At 41.7% G+C, this 22,252-nt stretch carries 18 protein-coding genes and 1 pseudogene; 9 read left to right on the top strand and 10 right to left on the bottom strand.

Features of this window, described 5'->3' with window-relative positions:
* Window positions 1-125 precede the first annotated feature (125 nt).
* The 4 genes from Q0541_RS31475 to Q0541_RS31460 all read left to right on the top strand — a co-directional run bounded on the left by Q0541_RS31475 (window position 126) and on the right by Q0541_RS31460 (window position 3,093).
* Window positions 126-995, top strand: coding sequence for a phycobilisome linker polypeptide (locus Q0541_RS31475; protein WP_298920387.1), 870 nt, complete (start codon window positions 126-128; stop codon window positions 993-995).
* Window positions 996-1,077: 82 nt separating this feature from the next.
* Complete coding sequence (locus Q0541_RS31470; RefSeq protein ID WP_298920385.1) at window positions 1,078-1,359, top strand: phycobilisome linker polypeptide; 282 nt, start codon at window positions 1,078-1,080, stop codon at window positions 1,357-1,359.
* Entirely contained in the window at window positions 1,334-2,179 is an 846-nt protein-coding gene (locus tag Q0541_RS31465) for a HEAT repeat domain-containing protein (RefSeq protein WP_298920383.1), read from the top strand. The genes Q0541_RS31470 and Q0541_RS31465 overlap by 26 nt, the downstream gene beginning before the upstream one ends.
* 170 nt (window positions 2,180-2,349) lie before the next feature.
* Window positions 2,350-3,093, top strand: a complete 744-nt coding sequence (locus Q0541_RS31460; protein WP_298920381.1) for a HEAT repeat domain-containing protein — start codon at window positions 2,350-2,352, stop codon at window positions 3,091-3,093.
* 237 nt (window positions 3,094-3,330) lie between these two features.
* Here Q0541_RS31460 and Q0541_RS31455 read toward each other — a convergent pair whose 3' ends face one another.
* From Q0541_RS31455 to Q0541_RS31435, 5 genes are all read right to left on the bottom strand, one after another.
* The gene (locus tag Q0541_RS31455; RefSeq protein WP_298920379.1) at window positions 3,331-3,990 is read right to left on the bottom strand and encodes a 2OG-Fe(II) oxygenase; all 660 of its coding nucleotides are present in this window, start codon (window positions 3,988-3,990) and stop codon (window positions 3,331-3,333) included.
* A gap of 28 nt (window positions 3,991-4,018) precedes the next feature.
* On the bottom strand, window positions 4,019-5,029 hold the full coding sequence (locus tag Q0541_RS31450; protein WP_298920377.1) for an iron-siderophore ABC transporter substrate-binding protein: 1,011 nt from the start codon (window positions 5,027-5,029) through the stop codon (window positions 4,019-4,021).
* Entirely contained in the window at window positions 5,029-7,665 is a 2,637-nt protein-coding gene (locus Q0541_RS31445) for a TonB-dependent siderophore receptor (RefSeq protein WP_298920375.1), read from the bottom strand. The genes Q0541_RS31450 and Q0541_RS31445 overlap by 1 nt, the downstream gene beginning before the upstream one ends.
* A 295-nt stretch (window positions 7,666-7,960) precedes the next feature.
* Window positions 7,961-8,926, bottom strand: coding sequence for a helix-turn-helix transcriptional regulator (locus tag Q0541_RS31440; RefSeq protein WP_298920373.1), 966 nt, complete (start codon window positions 8,924-8,926; stop codon window positions 7,961-7,963).
* A gap of 839 nt (window positions 8,927-9,765) precedes the next feature.
* Window positions 9,766-10,425, bottom strand: coding sequence for a hypothetical protein (locus Q0541_RS31435; RefSeq protein WP_298920371.1), 660 nt, complete (start codon window positions 10,423-10,425; stop codon window positions 9,766-9,768).
* A 310-nt stretch (window positions 10,426-10,735) separates the two neighbouring features.
* Here Q0541_RS31435 and pruA point away from each other — a divergent pair, with 310 nt between their 5' ends.
* The gene (gene pruA / locus Q0541_RS31430) at window positions 10,736-13,774 is read left to right on the top strand and encodes an L-glutamate gamma-semialdehyde dehydrogenase (protein WP_298920368.1); all 3,039 of its coding nucleotides are present in this window, start codon (window positions 10,736-10,738) and stop codon (window positions 13,772-13,774) included.
* 62 nt (window positions 13,775-13,836) lie between these two features.
* Window positions 13,837-14,313 carry a GNAT family N-acetyltransferase gene (locus tag Q0541_RS31425; RefSeq protein WP_298920365.1) on the top strand — a complete coding sequence of 159 codons (477 nt, stop codon included), beginning with the start codon at window positions 13,837-13,839 and terminating at the stop codon, window positions 14,311-14,313.
* A 280-nt stretch (window positions 14,314-14,593) separates the two neighbouring features.
* Here Q0541_RS31425 and Q0541_RS31420 read toward each other — a convergent pair whose 3' ends face one another.
* Both Q0541_RS31420 and Q0541_RS31415 read right to left on the bottom strand, forming a co-directional pair.
* Window positions 14,594-16,039: an MFS transporter gene (locus Q0541_RS31420; protein WP_298920362.1), complete on the bottom strand. Its 1,446-nt coding sequence runs from the start codon at window positions 16,037-16,039 to the stop codon at window positions 14,594-14,596.
* A 385-nt stretch (window positions 16,040-16,424) separates the two neighbouring features.
* On the bottom strand, window positions 16,425-18,650 hold the full coding sequence (locus tag Q0541_RS31415) for a PAS domain S-box protein (protein WP_298920359.1): 2,226 nt from the start codon (window positions 18,648-18,650) through the stop codon (window positions 16,425-16,427).
* A gap of 383 nt (window positions 18,651-19,033) precedes the next feature.
* On the opposite strand from Q0541_RS31415, the gene Q0541_RS31410 reads away from it, so the two are divergent.
* Both Q0541_RS31410 and Q0541_RS31405 read left to right on the top strand, forming a co-directional pair.
* Window positions 19,034-19,162 carry a hypothetical protein gene (locus tag Q0541_RS31410; RefSeq protein ID WP_298920357.1) on the top strand — a complete coding sequence of 43 codons (129 nt, stop codon included), beginning with the start codon at window positions 19,034-19,036 and terminating at the stop codon, window positions 19,160-19,162.
* A 55-nt stretch (window positions 19,163-19,217) separates the two neighbouring features.
* Window positions 19,218-20,144, top strand: a complete 927-nt coding sequence (locus Q0541_RS31405; protein ID WP_298920355.1) for a cobalamin-binding protein — start codon at window positions 19,218-19,220, stop codon at window positions 20,142-20,144.
* A 294-nt stretch (window positions 20,145-20,438) separates the two neighbouring features.
* On the opposite strand, the gene Q0541_RS31400 is transcribed toward Q0541_RS31405, so the two are convergent.
* From Q0541_RS31400 to Q0541_RS31390, 3 genes and pseudogenes are all read right to left on the bottom strand, one after another.
* Window positions 20,439-20,741, bottom strand: a complete 303-nt coding sequence (locus Q0541_RS31400; RefSeq protein ID WP_298920353.1) for a TMEM165/GDT1 family protein — start codon at window positions 20,739-20,741, stop codon at window positions 20,439-20,441.
* A gap of 113 nt (window positions 20,742-20,854) precedes the next feature.
* The gene (locus Q0541_RS31395) at window positions 20,855-21,283 is read right to left on the bottom strand and encodes a TMEM165/GDT1 family protein (RefSeq protein WP_298920350.1); all 429 of its coding nucleotides are present in this window, start codon (window positions 21,281-21,283) and stop codon (window positions 20,855-20,857) included.
* A 129-nt stretch (window positions 21,284-21,412) separates the two neighbouring features.
* Window positions 21,413-21,760: pseudogene (locus tag Q0541_RS31390) on the bottom strand (YkgJ family cysteine cluster protein); the annotation flags it as partial.
* Between the two features lie 94 nt (window positions 21,761-21,854).
* Between Q0541_RS31390 and Q0541_RS31385 the strand changes: the two are divergent.
* The gene (locus Q0541_RS31385; protein ID WP_298920348.1) at window positions 21,855-22,136 is read left to right on the top strand and encodes a hypothetical protein; all 282 of its coding nucleotides are present in this window, start codon (window positions 21,855-21,857) and stop codon (window positions 22,134-22,136) included.
* The last annotated feature ends 116 nt before the right edge of the window (window positions 22,137-22,252 follow it).

Genomic DNA, 22,252 nt, shown 5'->3' with positions numbered 1-22,252 from the left:
CTACTGCGGTCTTGGAGTTTACCCAAGTGGAGCAAGTAGCATTAGGGAGTAGGAAGGTTCACCACTCCCCATTCTCCACTCACTACTCCCCTTAGCAATTACTAATTACAAAAGGAAAATTACCAATGGCTATTACAACAGCAGCGTCTCGTCTGGGGACAGAGCCTTTTACTGATCAGTCTCCTGTGGAATTGCGTCCGAATGCAACCAAAGAAGACATTGAGAGAGTAATTGCTGCCGTCTATCGTCAGGTGTTGGGCAACAACTATATATTGGCAGCTGACCGCCTCACAAGTGCTGAATCTATCCTGCGTGATGGAAAAAGTACAGTGCAAGAGTTTGTGCGTCAAGTAGCTAAATCAGAACTATACAAATCCAAGTTTTTCTACGACAATTTCCAAACTCGCGTCATCGAACTCAACTATAAACATTTGTTGGGTCGTGCTCCCTATGATGAGTCTGATGTGGTTTATCACTTAGACTTGTATCAAACCAAGGGATATGAAGCCGACATTGATTCTTACATTGATTCGCCAGAGTATCAATCTAACTTTGGTGAAAATATTGCGCCTTACTATCGCGGGTTTGAAACCCAAACAGGACAGAAAACTGTGGGATTTAGCCGGATATTCCAACTTTATCGCGGCTATGCTAGTAGCGATACCTCCCAACTCAAAGGCAAAGACTCACGCCTTGCTAGCGAACTAGGTCGCAATAGCGCATCCGTCATTGTTCCTCCCTCCGGTGGTCCCTCAGGCTTTTCATACGTTGCTTCCGAAAAAGGTGTTACCCCCAACAGTACTTTCGGTGGTGCCGGAACTTTTGGAAAAGAAGGCAGACTCTACCGCATTGAAGTGGCAGGCGTTTTTGGATCTGGGTATCCGAGCACACGCCGTGTCAATCAAGCGGTGGTTATACCATATGAAGAACTATCTAGTTACTTCCAGAGAGTGGTAAAACAAGGTGGTAAAATAGCCAGTGTGAAACCCCTTTAGTGTCATTTGTCAATAGTCATTAGTCATTAGTCATTATTAAAAACAAAAGACTAATGACAATTTAAAATTTGGAATTAATTTTATGGTTGGACAAATTAGTAGTAGAAATAGTAGTCGCTACTTTCGGTATGAAGTAGTCGGTCTGCGCCAAAGCGAAGAAACCCAAAAAGTAAACTATCCGATTCGTTCTAGTGCCAGTGTGTTTTTCACAGTGCCTGAGAATCGGATGAATCAAGAAATGCAGCGGATTACTCGCTTGGGTGGCAAAATAGTCAGCATTCAGCCATTGAACGCTGAGACTAAAACAGATAGCGGACAGAGCAATCCTCCTTCTTCTAATGAATCCCAGTCCGCAGAAATTTGAAGATTTATCACCGACAGGTGGCTTTGCCAACGATGAATCTTTAACAGTAGAGCAAGCGATCGCTAATCTGGAAAGTGCAGATTTAGGCTTGCGGTTTTATGCTGCCTGGTGGTTGGGTAGGTTTCGGATAGGTGAAGCAGCTGCGATTACAGGACTGATCAAAGCTTTAGAGGATGAAGCCGACAGGACACCAGAAGGCGGATATCCTCTGCGACGGAACGCAGCTAGAGCCTTAGGAAAACTAGGCGATCGCCAGGCAGTATCACCTTTAATTAGGTGTTTAGACTGCTCAGATTTTTATGTCCGGGAAGCAGCGGCACAATCCTTAGAGATGCTAGGCGATCCGGTTTGTATTCCCGCCCTAATCAAGCTATTACAAGTAGGTTTGCAGGATGGGCAACTCATATTAAAGCAGCCTGATTTATCTCAACCCTACGACGCCATTTTAGAAGCCTTGGGAACTTTGAGGGCAACTGAGTTCATCCCTTTGATAAAGCCATTCTTAGAGCATCCAATCGAATTAGTGCAATATGCTGCCGCACGAGCCATGTATCAATTAACCCAAGAACCAGTTTATGGAGAACGGTTGGTACAAGCTCTGGCGGGAGAGAAATTGCAATTGCGTCGGGCAGTGTTAGCAGATTTGGGAGCGATTGGATATCTACCCGCAGCAGATGCGATCGCCCAGACTCTTGCAGAAAATAGCCTAAAGCTAATTTCTCTCAAAGGATTACTAGAACATCAAGTTAACCACATAACACCAAGCACTTTCTCAGAAGGTGCGATTAAAGTCATTAATTTGATGGATTCGCTGTTGTAGTGATAAATTCTAGATAATCAGTTGTCATTAATCCGTTTAAACTAAATATTTACTACACATAAACCCCCAACTCAACTGCAAAATCAGGGCTAGGGGGTTTATGTATGATGTCAACTACGGATAGCTTAAGCTACAATTGGCTGACGACTAATTACCGATGAAAAATTATTATGAATAATAGTGATCTTGTTGAAATATTGATCCGGGCTGTGGAAGAAGCAGATTCCTCGGATCGCTTATTAGATGCAGTTCAGGAGTTAGCAGCAGCTGGTATAGAGGAAGCTGTTCCCACACTAATTGCAGCTTTGGGCTACAACAATCCAGGGGCGGCGGTGGCGGCGGTAGACGGATTAATTGCGATCGGGGAAGTTGCAGTACCGCCACTATTGGAACTAATTGATGATTACAACTACGGCGCTAGAGCCTGGGCACTTCGTGCCTTAGCGGGAATTGGTGATGTCCGGGCGCTGGATACTTTGTTAGAGGCAGCAAAAAACGATTTTTCCTTAAGTGTACGGCGGGCAGCTGCCAGGGGATTAGGCACTTTGCGCTGGCATCAAGTCCCGTCTGAAAAAGTGGAATCTGTTCAGACTCAGGTATTAGAGGCGCTATTACTAATTTCTCAAGATCCAGAGTGGGTAGTGCGCTATGCGGCAGTGACGAGTTTAGAAACACTAGCCGTTGCAGTGGCAGTGACTTCACCTGATCAAGCATTGCGGATTACAAATCAACTCCAGCAAATGCTCGATACAGATGCCGATCTTGGAGTTCGCACCCGTGTAAAGTTTGCACAGGAAAAAATTCAGCAGCAACAACATCAAGAACAACAACATCAAGAAGTGTTTGCACCTAAAAGAAAGCTAGAAGACACTGACGTGACTGAAGTGCCTTATCGTGGCCGTGGAAGACGTTAAGCAATTCGTTTATTGCCGATTCCAATTGCATAGAATACAGCCTGTCGTGAGTGTTTACTGAAAGTTTCACTTTCCCAACTCGAAGTTTCATGTTACAAGCTTAGAGCTTTCTGGCACTATAGTATTCGGGACAAAAACGATATTGAGGAAAACTTTTTGGATGACAAGGCAGGTGGCTTTGAGTTGGAACGCTCTCAATTTAAGCAAAATTCCCCTCAAAGTTTGCTAAACAAAAACCTAAGACTCTGGCAGCCAAAAGGTAGTCGCTAGATGCAGACGGTGTTGAGTTGCATTCAAGGAAATAGGGGAAACCATGTGCCAAGAGCGATCGCAACGGACAATAGCAACTGAATATTGAGACAAGGGTGGAACTTCTTTAACTACAGATGTAGTCTGATTATCTTTGAGAACTCGGAAACATCCTCCCCACTCTGGGTTCCATCCTTCATTGAGATAGAATAGTTGAGTTACATGTTTACGCGGGATATCTGTATGAGGACGGTTCCAGAATCCTAAATCATGTCGTGTTAAATAAATTGTTAGTGAATGGTTTTTCAAATCCAAATTAGTAAGATGCTCCATCGCCTCTCGATAATCAGGAGTGAGAAGTTGTTCAATCAATTTTTGCCAACTAAGACTCAGATCCTTGATATCTTGTAAACCTTTGTACTTACTTTCATCCAGAATGCAGCGTGCAAAAAACCTGTAGTCATCATATGTATATTCCGGGTATCCATCTGGCTCAAACTCTCTAGCATGATATTCTTTATAGTTTGTAGTCGGAAAACTATTTGCTAGTTCAGATTGTACTGAAGTGTCAAGCAAATTTTCAAATACAATCCATTTATAAGGAATTGACTGCATAGTTGCATTACTAATTGCACTCAAGTTCAACATAATCCCTCTTAAAAAACTTTCAAATAGTTTATTGCTGTTTAACTAAATATTGCTCCAAATCGTCTATCATCCGATTGGCTGCAAGGGGGCCAAACTGAACCCAATAAAACCCCACCTCATGAACTTTTTCCTGTTGGACAACTTTCAACTTTGACCACAACGGTTCTGCTTTCAGTTGCTCAAGTATTGGGTGTAAATCCCTTGTGCCCAGTACGTCTTCTGATACTAGAAATAAAATATCCCCATCTAACTCACTCAAAAGTTCGTTTGATAAAGCATAGGCAGCAGGGCCACCCCCTAGACTTAGGGTTGCTTGACTATCCAAAGTTTGAGAGTAAGGACGTGCAACACCCGCATCTTTAAGAATAACTCCTGAAAAACTTGCCTTCGCCCACAGCCAAAGTGCATCAGTACGCAATTCGGCAACCGAGACTAAAGTTGTGTTCAGGCGATCGCCCATTTTTGCTTTAAACTGTGTCAAACGTGCATAATAATTATCCATTACCTGTTGGGCTATTTTAGTTTTACCCAGAACACTGGCTGTGAAAGCAAAAGATTCTTTCCAAGCTCCACTGGCTCCAGGAGGAGCCAAAACAGTGGGTGCAATGTGTGATAACAGTGGATAAATATCTTGATGAAAATGCATACCAAGAATTAGGTCTGGTTTGAGAAACAAGACTTTTTCGATACTAGGAGAGAGCCAATCTACATCTTCAATACCTGATAGCGGGCCTACTAATCGCTGCAATTGTGAGACAAATGACTTTGAGGCAGCTATAGGTTTGATCCCCAACGCCAAAGCATTTTCTAAACAACTACCACTAAGCACAACAACTCGTTGAGGATGAGCAGGAACTATTGTCTTACCCATTAAGTGCTGAACTACTCGAACCTGATTTAAAGAAGAAACACTCTTGTTATGGCTAACTTTTGGGTAATTAAAAAAGAAACAACCGTTTAGCCACACTACCACAGCAAGCAATCCTAAAAGGGGCAGGCATCGGACAAAACACTTGGTTAACCAATGAGTTGTTCTCATTAAAATTCCCACTTCACTGTCAACTGTGCTGTATACGGACGACCAGGAATAATTCTTTGGAGATAATCAAAGCTTGCTTCATAATATCGAACATTAAATATGTTGTTGAGGTTGAGTCCAACGCTAAAGTTGTTATTCCGATAGTACAGAGCTGCATCGGTAAGAAAGTAGCTTGGGATCGTATATGTATCAAAACTATCTGGCATTTGATCTCCAACGTAGTTAAAGCCAATTCCACCTCCAAAACCTTTGAGAGAGCCAGTAAGAAAGGTGTAAGTTGTCCACAAACTAGCGACATGAGCTGGTACTCCTTCTACTCGATTCCCGACTGGAAGATCATTGTCTTTGGTAATGCGTGCGTCTGTATAACCGTAGAAGCCAATCACATTCCAACCGGGAAGAATCTCTCCGGTGACACTCAGTTCTACTCCCCGACTTCTTTGTTCTCCTGTTTGCACACTATAATCGGGATCGGTAGGATCGGTAGTCAAAACGTTAGTTAGTGTCAGATCATATAAAGCAAGTGTTGCTGAGAGTTTGTTATCGAATAAATCAGTCTTAACGCCCACTTCATACTGAGTACCCAGCCGTGGTTTAAAAAGGTTGTCATTTTTATCTGCACCCGTTTCTTGTTCAAAAGAACGGCTATAGCTGGCGTAGAGTGAGACAGGCGCTACGGGTTGATAAACTATGCCTACCCTTGGACTAAAGGCAGAATCAGACTGGACACTCGCCGTTGATGTAATCCGATTAGCAAACTCATTCTCTACCAAGTCATAACGTCCACCCACAAGCAATTTGAGGTTATTGGCAAGTGTCACTTGGTCTTGAAGATAAAAGCCTAAAGCATCATCTCTAAAGAAGACATCAACTCCTCCAAGAGTATCACCTAGTGGTTGACCATACACTGGGTTAAAGACATCAAGAGGGGCCGCAGCTGTTCTAAGTACACTAGTTCTTCGGGTTTGTCTAAATAAGTCAAACCCCACCAAAAGTTTATGTTTTATATTACCAGTGTTAAAATCACCAATAACATGAGTATCTAAAGTATAAGCTTCATACTCTGTTGGCTTTGGAAAAGTAGTCTGATCTCTTTCGACAGTGCGGTTGTCTGCTTCCAGCAGACTGGTAACAGATGTTTCACGTAAATCAAGGGTTAAAAATGCAGCTTGAAATGAATTACTAATAGACCAGTTATCGTTAAAGCGATGTTCTAGATTGTAATTATATCTATTAAGCTGGCGGTTAAAGAAATCAGTCGGTTCCCCTAAATAACGGTTAATAGGGATTTTGCCATTTGGGTTAGGAAGTATAGTTGCACTAGCAATCTGCTCCAAACCAGTGCCTAGCGACTGTTGTATGTCTTCATACTCTGTATCAAAAGTTAGATTTGTATTTTTCCCTATACGCCAATTAACAACAGGCGAAACGAAAAAACGCTTTTCATTATAAAAATCAGTAAAGTCTTCTGCGGTTCTGTAAGAAGTGTTTAAACGATACGACAGACTGCCATCTTTTGTCACAGGGCCAGAAAGGTCAAGTGAAGGTTCAAAAAGTTCATAACCACCACGCCTTACCTCTAAGGCATAGTAAGGTTGACTCAAAGGCTTTTTAGTAACTATATTAATGATCCCACCTGGATTGACTTGACCATAAATTACAGAGTTTGGCCCTCTAACAACTTCTACTCTATCTATATTTGTCAGCGAACTTGATAAAGCAGCAACATCTGCAAAGCGGTCTTTGACACCGTTTCTATAAACGTTTCTGGCTCTAAAACCTCGAATAGAAAAAGTGTCTGCAATTCGAGATGAAAAATTATTTTGGACAACGCCAGCATTTCTGAGTATCCCAATTAAGTTACGCGGTTGTTGGTCTTCGATAACCTGCTGAGGAATCACCTGAACTGAAGCGGGAATATCACGCAATGGTGTATCTGTTTTCGTTGCAGTAGTTGCATCTGGAACGCGATAGTCTGTATTTGGTGGCGCAGTCACCTCTAGTTCTATAGGTGGTTGCTTTTCCCCTGTTGGTGGTTTTTGCTCAGGCGTTGGCTGCTGTACAGTAGATGTAGTACTTGTCACCCCAAACACCAAGCCCTCAGTTTGGCTATCAAACAACTCCACCACAGGCGCACCTGCTTCCCCTACAACTGTTACGCGCAACGTATTAGCTTCTACATTTACAACCGTTACTTCTGCAATTCCGGCTACTGGCTTTTCCTGTCTTAAACTTTCCCCACTTCTTAGTTGCAACTTGGCGTTAGGGATATCTGCAATGTAGGAATTGCCCTCAATTTTCGGTAAAACTTGTAGCTTAAGAGAATTAGCTGTGACTAAAATTAGCTCTATCCCTTTATCAGTAGAGTTAACCTTCACATCCGTAACTGATACTACATCTGTAGTTGCTTGACTAAGTTCGGGAAATTTATTCTGTCTGGGTACTCTCCATAAATATGAAGCATTAGTTTTAGGAAACTGTAGCTGATTCAATGTTTGAATTTCTTGGAAGACTTCACCTGAACGCACTAAAGTTTTTTTGACTAACGCTTGTTGAGAATATGCTGGATTGGCTAAAGTAAGAGAAATAACAGATATTAACCAGCAAACAGCAGTATATTGTAGTTTAATGAACATTTATACATCCACTCCTCAACGGGTAAGCTAATCAGCATTTAAGTTGCATAAAAGCAGGGCTGAAGCCCTTACTACAAGCGAATCATCCTGGAAAAATGAATGACGATTAGCTTACTAAGTCTTGAAATTGGCAATTAAGTATAATTTCCTTCTCAGCCCCTAGTTCCCAAGTACTGTTACTAATTAAGTTGGTGAAAAAAATGTGTTTATACCAACCTGATTATTGTAAAAATATACAACTTTTAAATATTTGCGTCTTATTCGAGCCGGAATTTTTTTATTCCATCCGGAATTTTTATTTCTGGCAGGACTTAGGAGTTACCCCAAACTTCTTACGAAAAGCATTACTAAATGAAGGTAGGCTAGCATAGCCTACTGTCTGTGCAACTTCTGTGACTTTCATATTTCCTTCAATAAGCAGCTTATAAGCTAGTTCCATCCGGCGGTGGTGCAGATAGCCAAATACCGTAGTCCCAAAAACCTGCTTAAAGCCTTGCTTCATTGTGCAATCATTTAAACCAACTTGTCGTGCTAGTTCGATAAGAGAGGGTGGATTGTCTAAATGTTTCAACAAAATTTCCCTAACATCATAGATGCAGTCAATATCTGATGGTTTGAGTGGATTAATCTGGAAGCAACCTTGCTTGATTTGTACTTCTTGATCAACTACCATTGCAACTAGTTCCCAAATCTTACCTTCAAGATAAATTTGTTTAGTAAAGCCTTGGTAGGGACATTGAAGAATTTGCTGCACTGCTATTTGCATTGCAGGAGTTTGAGTTCCATAGCGTTCATAAGTCGGTTGATCCCAACGTCTAATAAGATGTTCTAATTCTTTTGGAAGTTTACCAGATGTATTTTCTGTAAAGTAGCGAAATGCATTTGGATGTATGTGAACACCTACTTCTACTATTCGCTGTGATTTAGCCTCGAATACATCACACTCAGATGCCATCCCACTACCACTCAAAAAGTATTCTCCGGTCTTGAACTCAAGGTCTTTAAATTCGCTCTCTACCAAAACAAAGAATCGAAATTCTAATGGATGTTTTCGCTCATGACATTTTAAAATTAATGATTTGGGCTGCTGATAATTGGAAATGTCTAAAGATATGCCATCTCGTAGCTGAATATGTCGCCAATACCCTTCTCCAAATTGATACTTTCTGGTGATATCAAAACTATCTAAAATATTATTCTGAATTATGTCCGCTTTATCCAGTAATTTTAAATAATCTGATTGTAAAAGGATAAGTGTCATAGTAATAGTAACTTGGTAACCTTTTGAGATATTATTGTTATTTAGATTTTATAATTATTGATAGCTGTACTAAATTGTTGAATATCAGAATTAAATAAACTTTTTTATAGCGATGACACTATAGGACTGATATTTGATTTTTGAAATATACGTAGGGTGCGTTATGCCAAAGGCTAACGCACCACCTCTGATTCTAGGTGCCGTACTCAAGGGCGATAACACACCCTACATATACTTAGATTTTTTCACGCAATCAAATCGGATTGCTATAGAATTTATAATTATCTTTTGGGTAGATAACATCTTTTTCAGTAGCAATGAGTGGTTGCCATAAATAAATGTTCTTTTTATTCAGTTCATCTGGTAATGTTGGTGGATCTATCTGTCTTAATAAAGTAAAAATAAAAAAAGCACATTGATTAATTAAATTTGATTGTGTTGGACTAAAATGTTTACAATCACAAATTAGCTAAAAATCCTTTGAAACAAAGGATTATAGCTAGTACACTACGGCGTAAATAGAGCAACCATTTAAAATCCCTAAAAAACCCATTCCATAATACTTTTGACTTTTGACTTTTGACTTTTGACTTCCGCTGCCGTTGCCAGACTAACTAATAATAGTTAAAATTATCACTGAAGCAAGTATTGAAATGTAATCAATTTAACAGTTTAATCAATTTTTACCAACAATTACGGTATAGTAACAAAGCAAGTCTTAATTGAAGAGATGGATTACAATGCCGTTCGCAAAGCGTCTCGTAGAGAAGGCGGTTCGCTTCGCGACCATCGCACTTACAAGATGACGAACAATTTGCCAGGTGATTACCCAGTCTTTATCAAAAACTACATCCTGAAGCCAAAGACTGAATTTCTGCTTGGATATTGCCACGGGCACATGGTTCGGCGAACTCTAACATTAAAGGCGTAAAGTAGATAGGCGATCGCTGTAAAAATCGTTCTAAAACCTGCCGACGACCTGTGATATAATCTGCCTCTGCCACCCAGCTATATTCCTGGCGAATGGCATGGGCGTATTCTAGATATTGGATTGGGTTAGTAGCCAAAATCGCTAAGTCTGCATCAAGTAGGACTTGGCTATCACAGTCATCCACCGCAGCTTGGTGGGCTTTAGTGTTCAGAATCAGACGCGTAACAGTAGTTATGGTACTTTCTGGAATATTTAAGTTACTCAGCAATTCAAAAGCATAGTCTGCGCTTCGTTCTTCGTTATCTTGAGCTTCAGTGTCATACACTACATCGTGAAACCAGGCAGCTAGTTGAACAGCAGCTAAGTTGTTCGTGTAGCCTTGCAAAATCTGAATTATGCTCAGGATGTGATTAATGTGTTTGAGTGTATGGTAGTAGCGACCAGGGGTAGAGTAAGCTGCAACCAAGCGATTAAAAGCTTTCTCAGCCGCTACCTGGTCAACGCCAAAGGGTTGGAGTGTGTGTTGCCAGTTAGAAAATAAAATATCCATGAAGTTTTCTGTAGGCATAGAGTGAGTATACCCATTCTTAGTATTAGAAAGAATAAGTACATCCTGTTAAAACGACAGGTGGAAGACGCAATAATAAAAGAGGTAAGGGAAAATCCTTCCCAATATATTTCAGTTAAGGATAATTGTAGATTGGGTTGAACGTAGACAAAGGAGGCAGCTTAAGGCAGGGTAGTGAAACCCAACAAATGCCCGTGTAGGTTAGGCATCACAGTTTACTAGATATGGTGACAGCTAAATGAAAGCGTCAAAATAGAAGACACAGGCTTAGTACAAAAAGCCTTGCCTTAATTAACGGAGTTTATTATCAGTGGTATTACAAGTACAAGCAAGCACCTACGAAGCTAAAACCCAAGAAATTGCTAAACAACTTCTAGCAGCAACCCAGGAAAATCGTTCGTTTTTTTCTTCCCTGCGGGATCAAATGCGCTGGGATGATAAATTACTAGCTTGGGCGATGAGTAATCCTGGGTTGCGGGTGCAACTATTTCGCTTTATAGATACGCTACCGGCTTTGCATAGTAAATCAGAAATTGCCTCACATTTACAAGAATATCTAGGAGATGAGTCTGTAGAATTACCGGCAGCTTTGAAGGGAATGCTAAACTTTGCTAACCCCGACTCTATGCCCGGACAAGTTGCTGCTACAACCGTTGGTACAGCAGTCGAAACTCTTGCTCATAAATATATTTCTGGGGAAAATATTAAACAAGTCATCAAAACAGTTGAACGACTGCGAAAAGAGAAAATGGCTTTCACCATCGATTTACTTGGTGAAGCCGTAATTACCGAAGCCGAAGCGCAGTCTTATCTAGAACGCTATCTAGAATTAATCCAACAACTGGTGGAAGCATCGAAAAATTGGGCAGTTATCCCGGCTATTGATGAGGCTGATGGCGAACCAATCTCAAAAGTTCAGGTTTCTGTGAAGTTAACGGCATTTTATTCGCAATTTGACCCTTTAGATGCTAAAGGTAGTGAGGAGCGAGTTAGCGATCGCATTCGGATTCTTTTACGTCGTGCTAAAGAGTTAGGCGCAGCTGTGCATTTTGATATGGAACAGTATGCCTATAAGGATATAACTCTCAGCATCCTGAAAAAACTATTATTGGAAGAAGAATTTAGGCAACGCACAGATATTGGCATGACAATTCAAGCATATCTGCGTGATAGCGAACAAGATACCAAAGACGTAATTTCTTGGTTGAAACAACGTGGTTATCCCCTAACAATCCGCTTAGTGAAAGGCGCATATTGGGATCAAGAAACAATAAAAGCAGCACAAAAGCATTGGCCACAACCAGTTTACAACGACAAAGCGGCAACTGATGCTAACTTTGAAACCATCACTCAGTTATTGCTAGAAAATCATCAATATGTGTATTCTGCCATTGGTAGCCATAATGTGCGATCGCACGCTCGCGCCATTGCCATAGCTGAAAGTTTAAATGTCCCTCGTCGTCGCTTTGAATTGCAAGTCCTCTACGGTATGGGGGATAAAGTTGCAAAGGCGTTGGTTGACAAAGGTTATCGGGTCAGAGTTTACTGTCCCTACGGTGAATTATTACCTGGGATGGCGTATTTAATTCGTCGGTTATTGGAAAATACAGCTAATAGCTCTTTTTTACGGCAAAATATGGAAAATCGACCGATTGAGGAGTTATTAGCGCCGCCGATTGTCAAAGAGGAGAACGTACAGACGCAATTAATGAGCCAGCGCGTTGCGGGGGTTCCCCCCGTTGTAGCGACTGGCGTCGCGTCTCTCCAAACTCCTCACTCTCATTTCCTTGGGGCGGCGGATACAGATTATGCGGTGGAAGAGGTGAGAACGAAAGCAGCGCAAGCTTTCCAAGGCGTTCGTCAACAACTGGGTAGGACTTATCTACCGTTGATTAATGGGGAGTATGTTAATCCGCCGGAATTTGTTGATTCTCTCAATCCTTCTAATTTCAGCGAGGTAGTTGGTAAAGTTGGATTGATCAGTGTTGAACAAGCAGAACAGGCGATGCAAGCTGCGAAAGCGGCGTTTCCTGGGTGGAGGAAAACACCAGCTAAACAACGCGCTGATATTTTGCGGAAAGCGGGTGATTTGATGGAACTCCGCCGCGCTGAACTTTCAGTTTGGATAGTTTTGGAAGTTGGGAAACCAGTTAAGGAAGCTGATGGAGAGGTTTCTGAGGCCATAGACTTTTGTCGGTACTACGCTGACGAGATAGAACGGTTAGACAAAGGTGTTAATTACGACATTCCAGGTGAGACGAACCGTTATATTTACCAATCACGGGGTATTGCTATAGTGATTTCTCCCTGGAATTTCCCCCTAGCGATCGCTTGTGGGATGACTGTCGCAGCTTTGGTTTCAGGTAATTGTACTCTCCTGAAACCGGCCGAAACATCTTCTATCATTGCTGCCAAACTCACAGAAATCTTGGTAGATGCTGGTTTTCCTAAAGGTGTATTTCAATACGTACCTGGTAAGGGTTCGCAAGTCGGCGCTTACTTGGTAAATCATCCAGACACTCATGTAATTGCTTTTACGGGTTCCCAAGAAGTAGGTTGTAGAATTTACGCAGAGGCGGCAACTTTAAAACCCGGACAAAAGCATATGAAACGGGTGATTGCTGAAATGGGCGGCAAGAATGCCATTATTGTAGATGAAAGTGCTGATTTAGACCAAGCTGTTGTGGGGGTAGTACAATCGGCATTTGGTTACAGTGGCCAAAAATGTTCTGCCGCCTCAAGAGTGATTGTGCTGGAACCGATTTATGATACCTTTGTGCAGCGATTGGTGGAAGCGACAAAATCCTTGAATATTGGGGAAGCAGAGTTAGCGAGTACACAAGTTGGGCCGGTAATTGATGCTAATGCCCGCGATCGCATCCACGAGTATATTGAGAAGGGTAAGGCAGAAGCAGAAGTGGCGTTGGAATTACCAGCACCCGAACAAGGATATTTTATCGGGCCTGTCATCTTTAGTGAAGTATCGCCAAATGCAGTAATTTCCCAGGAAGAAATTTTTGGCCCTGTGCTGGCGGTAATTCGGGTGAAAGATTTCCAGGAAGCGTTAGCAGTCGCCAATGGAACTAACTACGCTTTGACTGGAGGACTTTATTCTAGAACACCTTCGCACATTCAGCAGGCGCAGACAGAGTTTGAAGTCGGGAATTTGTACATCAACCGCAATATTACAGGAGCGATCGTTGGGCGGCAACCTTTTGGCGGATTCAAACTTTCTGGAGTCGGTTCTAAAGCAGGCGGCCCTGATTACTTACTGCAATTTCTGGAACCACGCGCGGTGACAGAAAATATTCAGCGCCAAGGTTTTGCACCAATTGAAGGTGCAGATTAAAGTATAAAAGTAGGGTGGGAAAAAACCCACCTTTTTTATCTATTAACTGTACATAGAGTTTGATGAGTAATTTAGTTATAAGAGTTGCTGAATTACCTAAAGAATTTCCAGCAATTCAAGCAATTAGAATATCAGTTTTTCAGCAAGAGCAAGGGGTAGATCCCGCTTTAGAGTTTGATGGAAAAGATGATATATCTGACCATTTGATTGCTTATTTAGATGGAGAAGCTGTAGGTACTACTAGAATTAGATATTTAGATGAAAAAACTGCAAAAATAGAAAGACTTGCCGTTTTGTCTATAGCTAGAGGACAGGGTATTGGTAAGAAAATTATGGTAGAGGCATTACAGATTATAGCGAGTAAAAATATTCCAGAAGTTGTGATTCACGCCCAAGAATATGTGAAATCTTTATACCAAAAATTGGATTTTGTAGAAGAAGGAGAAATTTTTCAAGAAGCTGGTATTGCCCATGTGATAATGAGAAAAAATTTTATATTACAATACGGTTCAGTTAAGCCGAAAAAATATATTGCGTAGGTTGGGGAGCCACTCATGTGGGCGGGTTTCCCGACTTGAGTGAAGTGGCGTTTGAGGAACGTAGACCCAAAGGGGCTTAAGGCAGGGTAACCCAACATTTTTAGGCATTTGTTGGGTTTCACTTCCCTACAGGACGCTGTTGGCGTTCGTTCAACCCAACCTACAATTATCCTTAACTGAACTGTATTGTTTTATATTGGACAATTCTTCCTGTAGGTGGAAAAATCCCCAGTCTGAGTGCGACATTGTTTATTCACATCTGTAACCAATCAATTTCGCCCTATCTACCCATATCCTTTTTAACAATGAGTGGTATGAGTGACGCTAGTCGTAATATACCAGACACAATGAACACTTCCCCTATGCCAAAAGACCCAGCAAATTGAGCGATGAAGCCACCTATAGTTGCTCCTAAAGCACCACTCGCCCCACCAATAGCAGCAGCGATCGCAAAATAGATAGACTGATTTTTTACTGATGCAATCTCTATCTGGAGATTATTGCTGCACAAGTCGACTGCTCCCCAATTAATTCCCATAAAAATGTGCAATAGCGGAAACCACAGCCAGAGATCGAGGGGACTAGAACCAATCGTCAGCCACAGCCAGGGGATGACGGCAATTAGAATTCCACAATAAATTAGAATCGAACGATTGCCTATTCTATCTGCTAATTTACCCCACACGAGGAGCAGTAGCATATGTGCCGCTGCTCGCAGACTGGTGTAGAAAGTTACCCAACTCACATCCAGGTTCAGCGTATCTAGCAAGTAAAGGTTAAAAAACGGGGCACTTAGGCTAACAGCAAACGCCCATAAGCCGAAATAAAGCAGAAAGACCAAAAAATTAGAGTTTTTCCAGATGCTGCTATCTATCTGATTTTTAGGGGTCGGCATTTGCGGGAGATAGATTGCTTCAGATATCTCACTAGATTCATTTGGTGCTGAGTCTGACTGAATCTCACTTGTTTGAGATAAGCTTGCATGATAGGTGTTTTGTAATTGGGGATTGATATCTACCTGGAAATACTGACACCCCAAGCTCACCATTCCAAAGATAATCCCGAAGAACAAAATCACTCCATAACCTTGGATACTCCCCCCATACCAATGTGATACAGCTAGACCGGCTATTGGCAAGGTGAGTAACTCGGTGAGGTTGGCAAAGCTATTGCGTAGCCCAAAATATCTACCTCGTAATTGCCGTGGGACTAACATTGCTATCCAACTGAACCACGATGCAGTTCCTAGTCCTCCTAAAAGATGACTGCATACGAGAATCAAGAGCGACAATATCACCAATTGGTTTGAATTAAGCCCTCCCCAACTAAAGCTAGCAATGCCAATTACTAAAATCAGCCACAGTAGCCGAGCAATTCCATGAGTGCGAAGGGAATTCTGAAAGCGGCTAGTGCTGCGTTCAGACAAGTAAGCACCCATCGGCTGAAAGAGATTCGCTAACATCGGGATAGAGGATATCATGCCAAACACCACCGGACTGGCATCCAACTGCACCAAAAAATTACTCAGCAAAACCCCGCCACTGGCAATATTGAAAACTGCTGCGAAGATACCATCGGCAGTGGAGGCTTTCAAACTGGTGCGAATAGCATCTTTGGAAATTCGCGGGGTGGGTGTTGAGGTAGGAGTGAGTGTTGTTGATGGCGAACCAATCTGAGCAATTTCTAAGGTTAAAGGCACACCTGTGTCAGGTTGAAAAGAATCCATAAATTTAAGATTTAAGAGTATAAGAGGTTGTTTGAAAAGTGGTTGGCTGTGATTTTAGGCACTTATCAATCTCCCCTAGCCCATACCAGTCGCTCCACTTGGGAAAACCCCATACGCTCTCGCGTTCGCAGACTCGTTGGCAGAGCCTCTGGTAGAGTTGAGGTTGCGCTATGTGCATTAATACTAATAATTATTAATGATTTACGATTGCTATTTAACCACCATTAGCCAGATATTGGAAATCTTCGTGTATTACACTATGAATTGCTAAATGTGGCATAAAGTGCTAAACCAGTAAAAGTATTAGATAAAATACTTAGAATATAGAATATAGGTGCTGTATTGGCGAATTGGGACTAAAAATATGAATGCGATCGCCTAGTGTTTATATTGGTGTTTCGTTCATCCGAAAATCGCTATGATTTAAATATCGCATCAATATTGACTCTAATTGAACTACTTGAATTGGTTTGAGAAGATAGTCGTTAGCACCAGCTTGCACAATAGAAAGCTTCTCTGGAGGTTCACTAAAGCCCATCATCACCACCTGCATATGTTGCAAAGAAGGTTCTTGTTTGAGAATATTTAGCAAATCCCAGTCCCTAAGATCATCTACTAATTGGACATCCAAAAAAATTAAATCTGGCTGTAGGGTTCGCACCTGTTCCAAAAATTTGTTTTTGTTGTCTATCCACTTGACTTGGTAGCCAATTGTCTGGAGATAATTTTGCAACACCATGCCAGTGTTTTCTTCTTCGACTACCAAAATAGTTTTATTTTTGGGAAGAACTAGGGAGGATGAGGAAGATGTTGCTTCAGTATCTTTTTTAGCTTCATCTGCTGCTCCCAGATGTACTGGGTTTGGTAGAAACAAAGTAAACTGACTCCCTTCTCCCAAAATCGATGTAACAGTCACATCTCCACCATGCAAACGCGCTAATTTGCGTGTTAAAACTAAACCCAAACCTGTGCCTTCATACTGCCGATTTAACTGACTGTCAAGCTGTTTAAACGGTTCAAATAGAAATTGAAACTGATTTGAGTCTATACCAATTCCAGTATCTGAAATTGTAAAGGTCATCCCTTGCGGTACTTTTTTGACTACCAGCGATACCTGACCGGCTGGGGTGAATTTAATCGCATTAGTAAGTAGGTTGAGTAGCATTTGCTTGATGCGCCGCTGATCAACAATCAGAATATCCGCTTTTAGGCCAATTTCATGTGTGAGTTGCAATCCCTTTTCTAAGGCGCGATCGCGCACTGTCGATATGGCATAATTACATAAATCTGACACTGGCAAAGGTGAGAGTAACAGTTCCTCTTTGCCTGCTTCCACCTTAGATAAGTCAAGGATATCGTTAATCAGTTCTAGTAGGTGTTCACCACTACTATATATACAACTTATATATTCGTTCTGCTTTTCATTCAGAGAGCCAACTATTTTTTGTTGCAACAACTCTGATAAGCCCATAATTGCATTCAGAGGTGTCCGCAACTCATGGCTCATGGTTGCTAAAAATTCACTTTTTGCCCGACTAGCAGCTTCTGCTGCTTCTTGAGAGGCACGCAGTTTCAACTCTATTTGCTTGCGTTCAGTAATGTCCTCAATCATCGCTAGAAAAAACTCCGGTTCACCATTGCTGTCTGGTATAACAGAAACAGAGATATGAGTCCAAACTAAGCTACCATCTTGATGCAGGCAGCGTCTTTCCATTTCAATGCGATGTCTATCGACTAGCTGTTCCTGAAGTTCGGAGTGTTGGAAACCGAACCTTGAAGTTTTCCCTGAATTTGTGCGAATTCCTGACACCAGTTGTTTGTAAAGTTTTAAATCCCCCCTTTGTATAGAAATGTAATCTATAAAGTGCTTGCTGGATAACTCTTCTCGGCTGTATCCTAAAATCTCGCACAGTGCCGGATTAGTATCGACAATCTCCGCTTTCATATCTATAAGTCCAATGCCGATAGAAGAACGCTCAAAAATCGCCCGAAATTGCGCCTCACTCTGTCGCAGTGCTTCCTGGACGACGTTTCGCTCGCTTGCTTCTATAGCCAGGGTCACGAAATCTGCAATCGAGCCAGCAAAAGTCTCTTCTTCCAAAGTCCATTGGCGACTTTCGCCTATGTGTTCGTGACAGACTACGCCCACCAAACGACCCTCTAGCCAAATTGGTGCATCCAGCAAGGATGTGATGCCTAAAACAGAAAGATAAGACTCAGATAATTCTTTGGTTCTTGTATCGTTTCTGGCATCATTTACGGCAATGGTACGTTCCTCTTCTAAAGCCTGGAAATAAGCTGGATAATTTTTTTGTGAAAGCGAGTTACCAAAGCTATGCTCCTTAGTACTTACATCATATAAATCGATGCATTCAATTTTTGAACGTTCTTGATTATATAACCACACCCCAACTCGCTGCACTAAGAGCGTCCGAGCAGTAGTTTCTGTAATTTCCCTTAAGACTGCGTTGAGATTACCTTGCTGAAATGTCTTGCTCCTTGCTAGTTCCACCAGTGTCTGACTTTGTTTTCGCCGACCATTTTCTTTGATTTGTAAAGCCTCTTGGGCCTGCTTGTGCTCTGTAATATCTCTAGCTAACACCACCTGCATTAGTTGCCCTCAAGAAAAAATAATTTTGCCTTGCAGTTCTAAGGGAAAATTAGAACCGTCCTTGTATAACTACAATTACTTCATAGGGTTTTTCATAACCGGAAAGTATATTTTTTCTAATCAAATTTGATGATTCTGGATAAGGAATTCCAAACTAGATTTTCCTCATAACTTCTATTACTTCATACCAGTGATTTTTGCTAGGGGATAATTAATATTTAAAATAATTTCACTATCAAGTAATTCTACTATTAAGTAGTATAGTAGTATTTTGAATTTGGGTCTAGGAAACTGTAGGAAGTATGAAGTAGGGAGTGGTGTAGTTTCATTACTTGAAAAGCGATGTAAGTCAATTTGTTGCTTAGTGCTGGTAGCAATTCTTTGTGAAACTGCACAAAACCAAGCTTGGTGAGACGAACTTGGGGCAAAATCCCCAAGTTTCAGGAGCAACCTCACAGATAATCGGTATGACGACCAAAACAACCTTGATTCTCCTAGAGAAAGATACTTAATGACTCAAATTTTGCCAAAATCTAAGATGACGGAAGCTTTTATGGAGGTGAAGCGATGACGGATAGTAATGTGAGAATAGTTTCCCTAATTCCCAGTGGAACAGAGATTTTAGCGACACTAGGGTTGGTTAATGCTATTGTGGGGCGATCGCACGAATGCGACTACCCTCCAGAAATCCAAAATCGCCCCATTTGTACCCAAGCCCGCTTAAACTCCAATGCCTCCAGCAGCCAAATTCATGATGACGTGAACAATTTATTACAATCTGCTCTCAGTATCTATGAAATCAAAACAGATGTTTTAGAGCAGTTGCAGCCTACCCACATTCTCACGCAAGACCAGTGTGATGTTTGTGCTGTTAGCTTAGACGAGGTTGAAAAGGCAGTTGCCACACTCATTCATAGTAAACCTCAAATAATTTCTTTACAACCTAATATTCTCCAAGATGTTTGGGCTGATATTGAGCGAGTCGGCAACACCTTTAAAGTAGACTCGGTTAAAGTTCTAGAAAACTTAGAAGCTCGCGTCAAAATTTGTCAGCAAAGAATCCAAGGACTTTCTTTAAATGAAGTGCCTACTGTCGCCTGCATCGAGTGGACTGATCCTTTGATGATCGCCGCCAATTGGATTCCTGAATTAGTTAACTTAGCAGGAGGGCACTCTCTGTTTAGCCTTACAGGTCAGGCTTCTCCTATCTTACCGTGGGAAACACTAATAGCAAGTAACCCAGATATCATTGTTTTTATGCTTTGCGGCTTTGATTTAAATCGAACTCGTCAAGAAGCCAATTTGTTAACTCAACGTTCAGACTGGGAAAAACTGCACGCAACCCAATCCGGTAGGGTGTACATTACTGATGGCAATTCTTACTTTAATCGTTCAGGGCCACGATTGGTAGATTCTCTAGAAATTTTGGCTGAAATTTTGCATCCAGAAATTTTTCAATACGGCTACAAAGGAACCGGTTGGGAACCTTTGTAATTTAGCTGGATGTGCAACCCTGGTCATTTGGTTAAGGTGAGTTCGATAAACTTCTCCTTGACTTGAATTAAAGTTCAAGTCTGTCCTTCTGGGACTCCCAGAGGGACGACTTTGGGTAGTAAAATCTCTGGTATTTTGATTGAGCTAGTACCGCAAGGCGGAAGTCAAAAGTAAAAAGTCACTCATTCAAAAGTATTATGGAATAAGCTCTTTAGGGATTTTAAATGGTTGCTATATCTACGCCGTGGCGTACTAGTTAGGCAATACCACATGAGCCGTCGAACTCACGTTTGGTTATGGTGTTTGTTCAGAATCCGTCGATGGTTTATTGTTAAATAACAGCAGGCGTGCAGCGAGGACGGCAAATCCCACAGCAGCGATCGCTTTTAACAAGCGTGTAGGTAATAATTCTGCTACTGCTCCCCCTGCTAATGCTCCCAACAAGCTTGTCAACAGCAGTGCGCCTGCTGCGCCAAAAAATACTGCACGCGGAGAATTAGAACGCCCTGAAAGTGCGATCGCCGCTAGCTGACTTTTGTCACCCAATTCTGATAAAAAAACTGTAATAAAGCTTAGTCCTAAAAGATGCCAATCCATATAATTAAGGGGGATGGGGGAGCAGAGGAGATGAGGAAGCACAGGAAGCGGAGCAATTACAAATTACCAATCCAAAATCTAAAATCTAAAATCCAAAATTTAACGACTTCTAACTAACCTTGCAATATATCCCAAAACAGCATTAGGGAAATCACCAACAACATTACGCCTGCTGATTTTTCTATAGTTTTCGGGCTGAGTCGGCTGGCTATCCAACTACCTAAAAGCACACCTAATAAGCTGGTGGTTATTAACGCAGCCGCAGATCCGATAAATACAACCCACGGCGAATGAGATTGTGCGCTCATTAACAGCGTGGATAGCTGAGTCTTATCTCCAATTTCTGCTAGAAAAATAGTTACAAAAGTTGTACCAAAAACTACCACCACTGATTGCTGCTTTTGAGGACTATCCGCAACTACAGCCTGAACTGGCTGGGCGATCGCTGGAGTTAAGTTAAAATCAGTGCTGTCTTTCAGTTCTAGCTCAATCTCAGTCTCAGATATGCCAGAAATGTCCAAAGGAGCAGAGTCAAGTTTCACGAGCAGTAGTTTTGTTGTTAGGTTGCTTTCATATTTCTATCATATTCTCAGATTGTTGTAATAAATTGCAACTCCACAGATGAAGACAAAAAAATTATCGGGTGTGTTTGCGTCCTTGCATCCTCTTGACAACCCAACAGCTTTATTGAAGCGGATTATTTCCAAACTGCGATCGCCATATACTCCCTCTATTTGCTGGCGACAGCAGTCAATGGCAAAATCGTTGACTTCTTCTGGTTCAACCCCATACATATCTTGAAACACTTCTGATTCCACACGGCAGAAACGAGGACGATCTGAGTAGATGCGGCATTCTCGCGTGGTATGGTCGAAATTAACGCACCATCCCCCTTCACCTACCATGCTGAGATAAAGTTCTAGTTCTGGTGGAGAGAGATACTCATCCAAATCTGGACGCTCTGCTGGATCAAGATTACAGCAGGCTCCACATTGCTTTACACATTGCCAAGTTGCCATTTTGTATTAGGGAGTAGGGGATTGGGGATTAGGCGAGTAACGTATCATTTAGAATCGGTCACGGTCTTTGACATTGGCTTTAGCAGGATGCTCCATGACAACCTACAACACGAACTTAGTTTTCAAAGCTTCCCTGCACGCTGCATTGGGAGAAGAAGTGGGATTCATCACAAACGCGGCTTCTACATCTCTAGCACATTGCGAAAATACAAGAGCGCCATGCCCGAAATTGGGAAATTCTATCAATGTGCCATTTGTTAATCCTGCTAGTGCCTGTTTGCCCACATCTGTATCACAGACACTGCTTTATCTGTTCTTGCGATCAAAATGGGCTTCTTACCAAGTGTTTTTAGGAGCGCGATCATGCGTGCTTTGAGATTGGGATACGCTGCATTACAGGCGGTGTGCTTCTGAGAGTCTTCGATCAAATTCTTGGTGATTGGTAAAGAACTTAATCTTGGTATAAATATACTACTAATTTGTATTTCATTT

It is taken from the genome of uncultured Nostoc sp., from assembly GCF_937863485.1.
Lineage (GTDB): Bacteria > Cyanobacteriota > Cyanobacteriia > Cyanobacteriales > Nostocaceae > Nostoc.
This window is presented reverse-complemented; position numbering and strand designations above follow the sequence as displayed.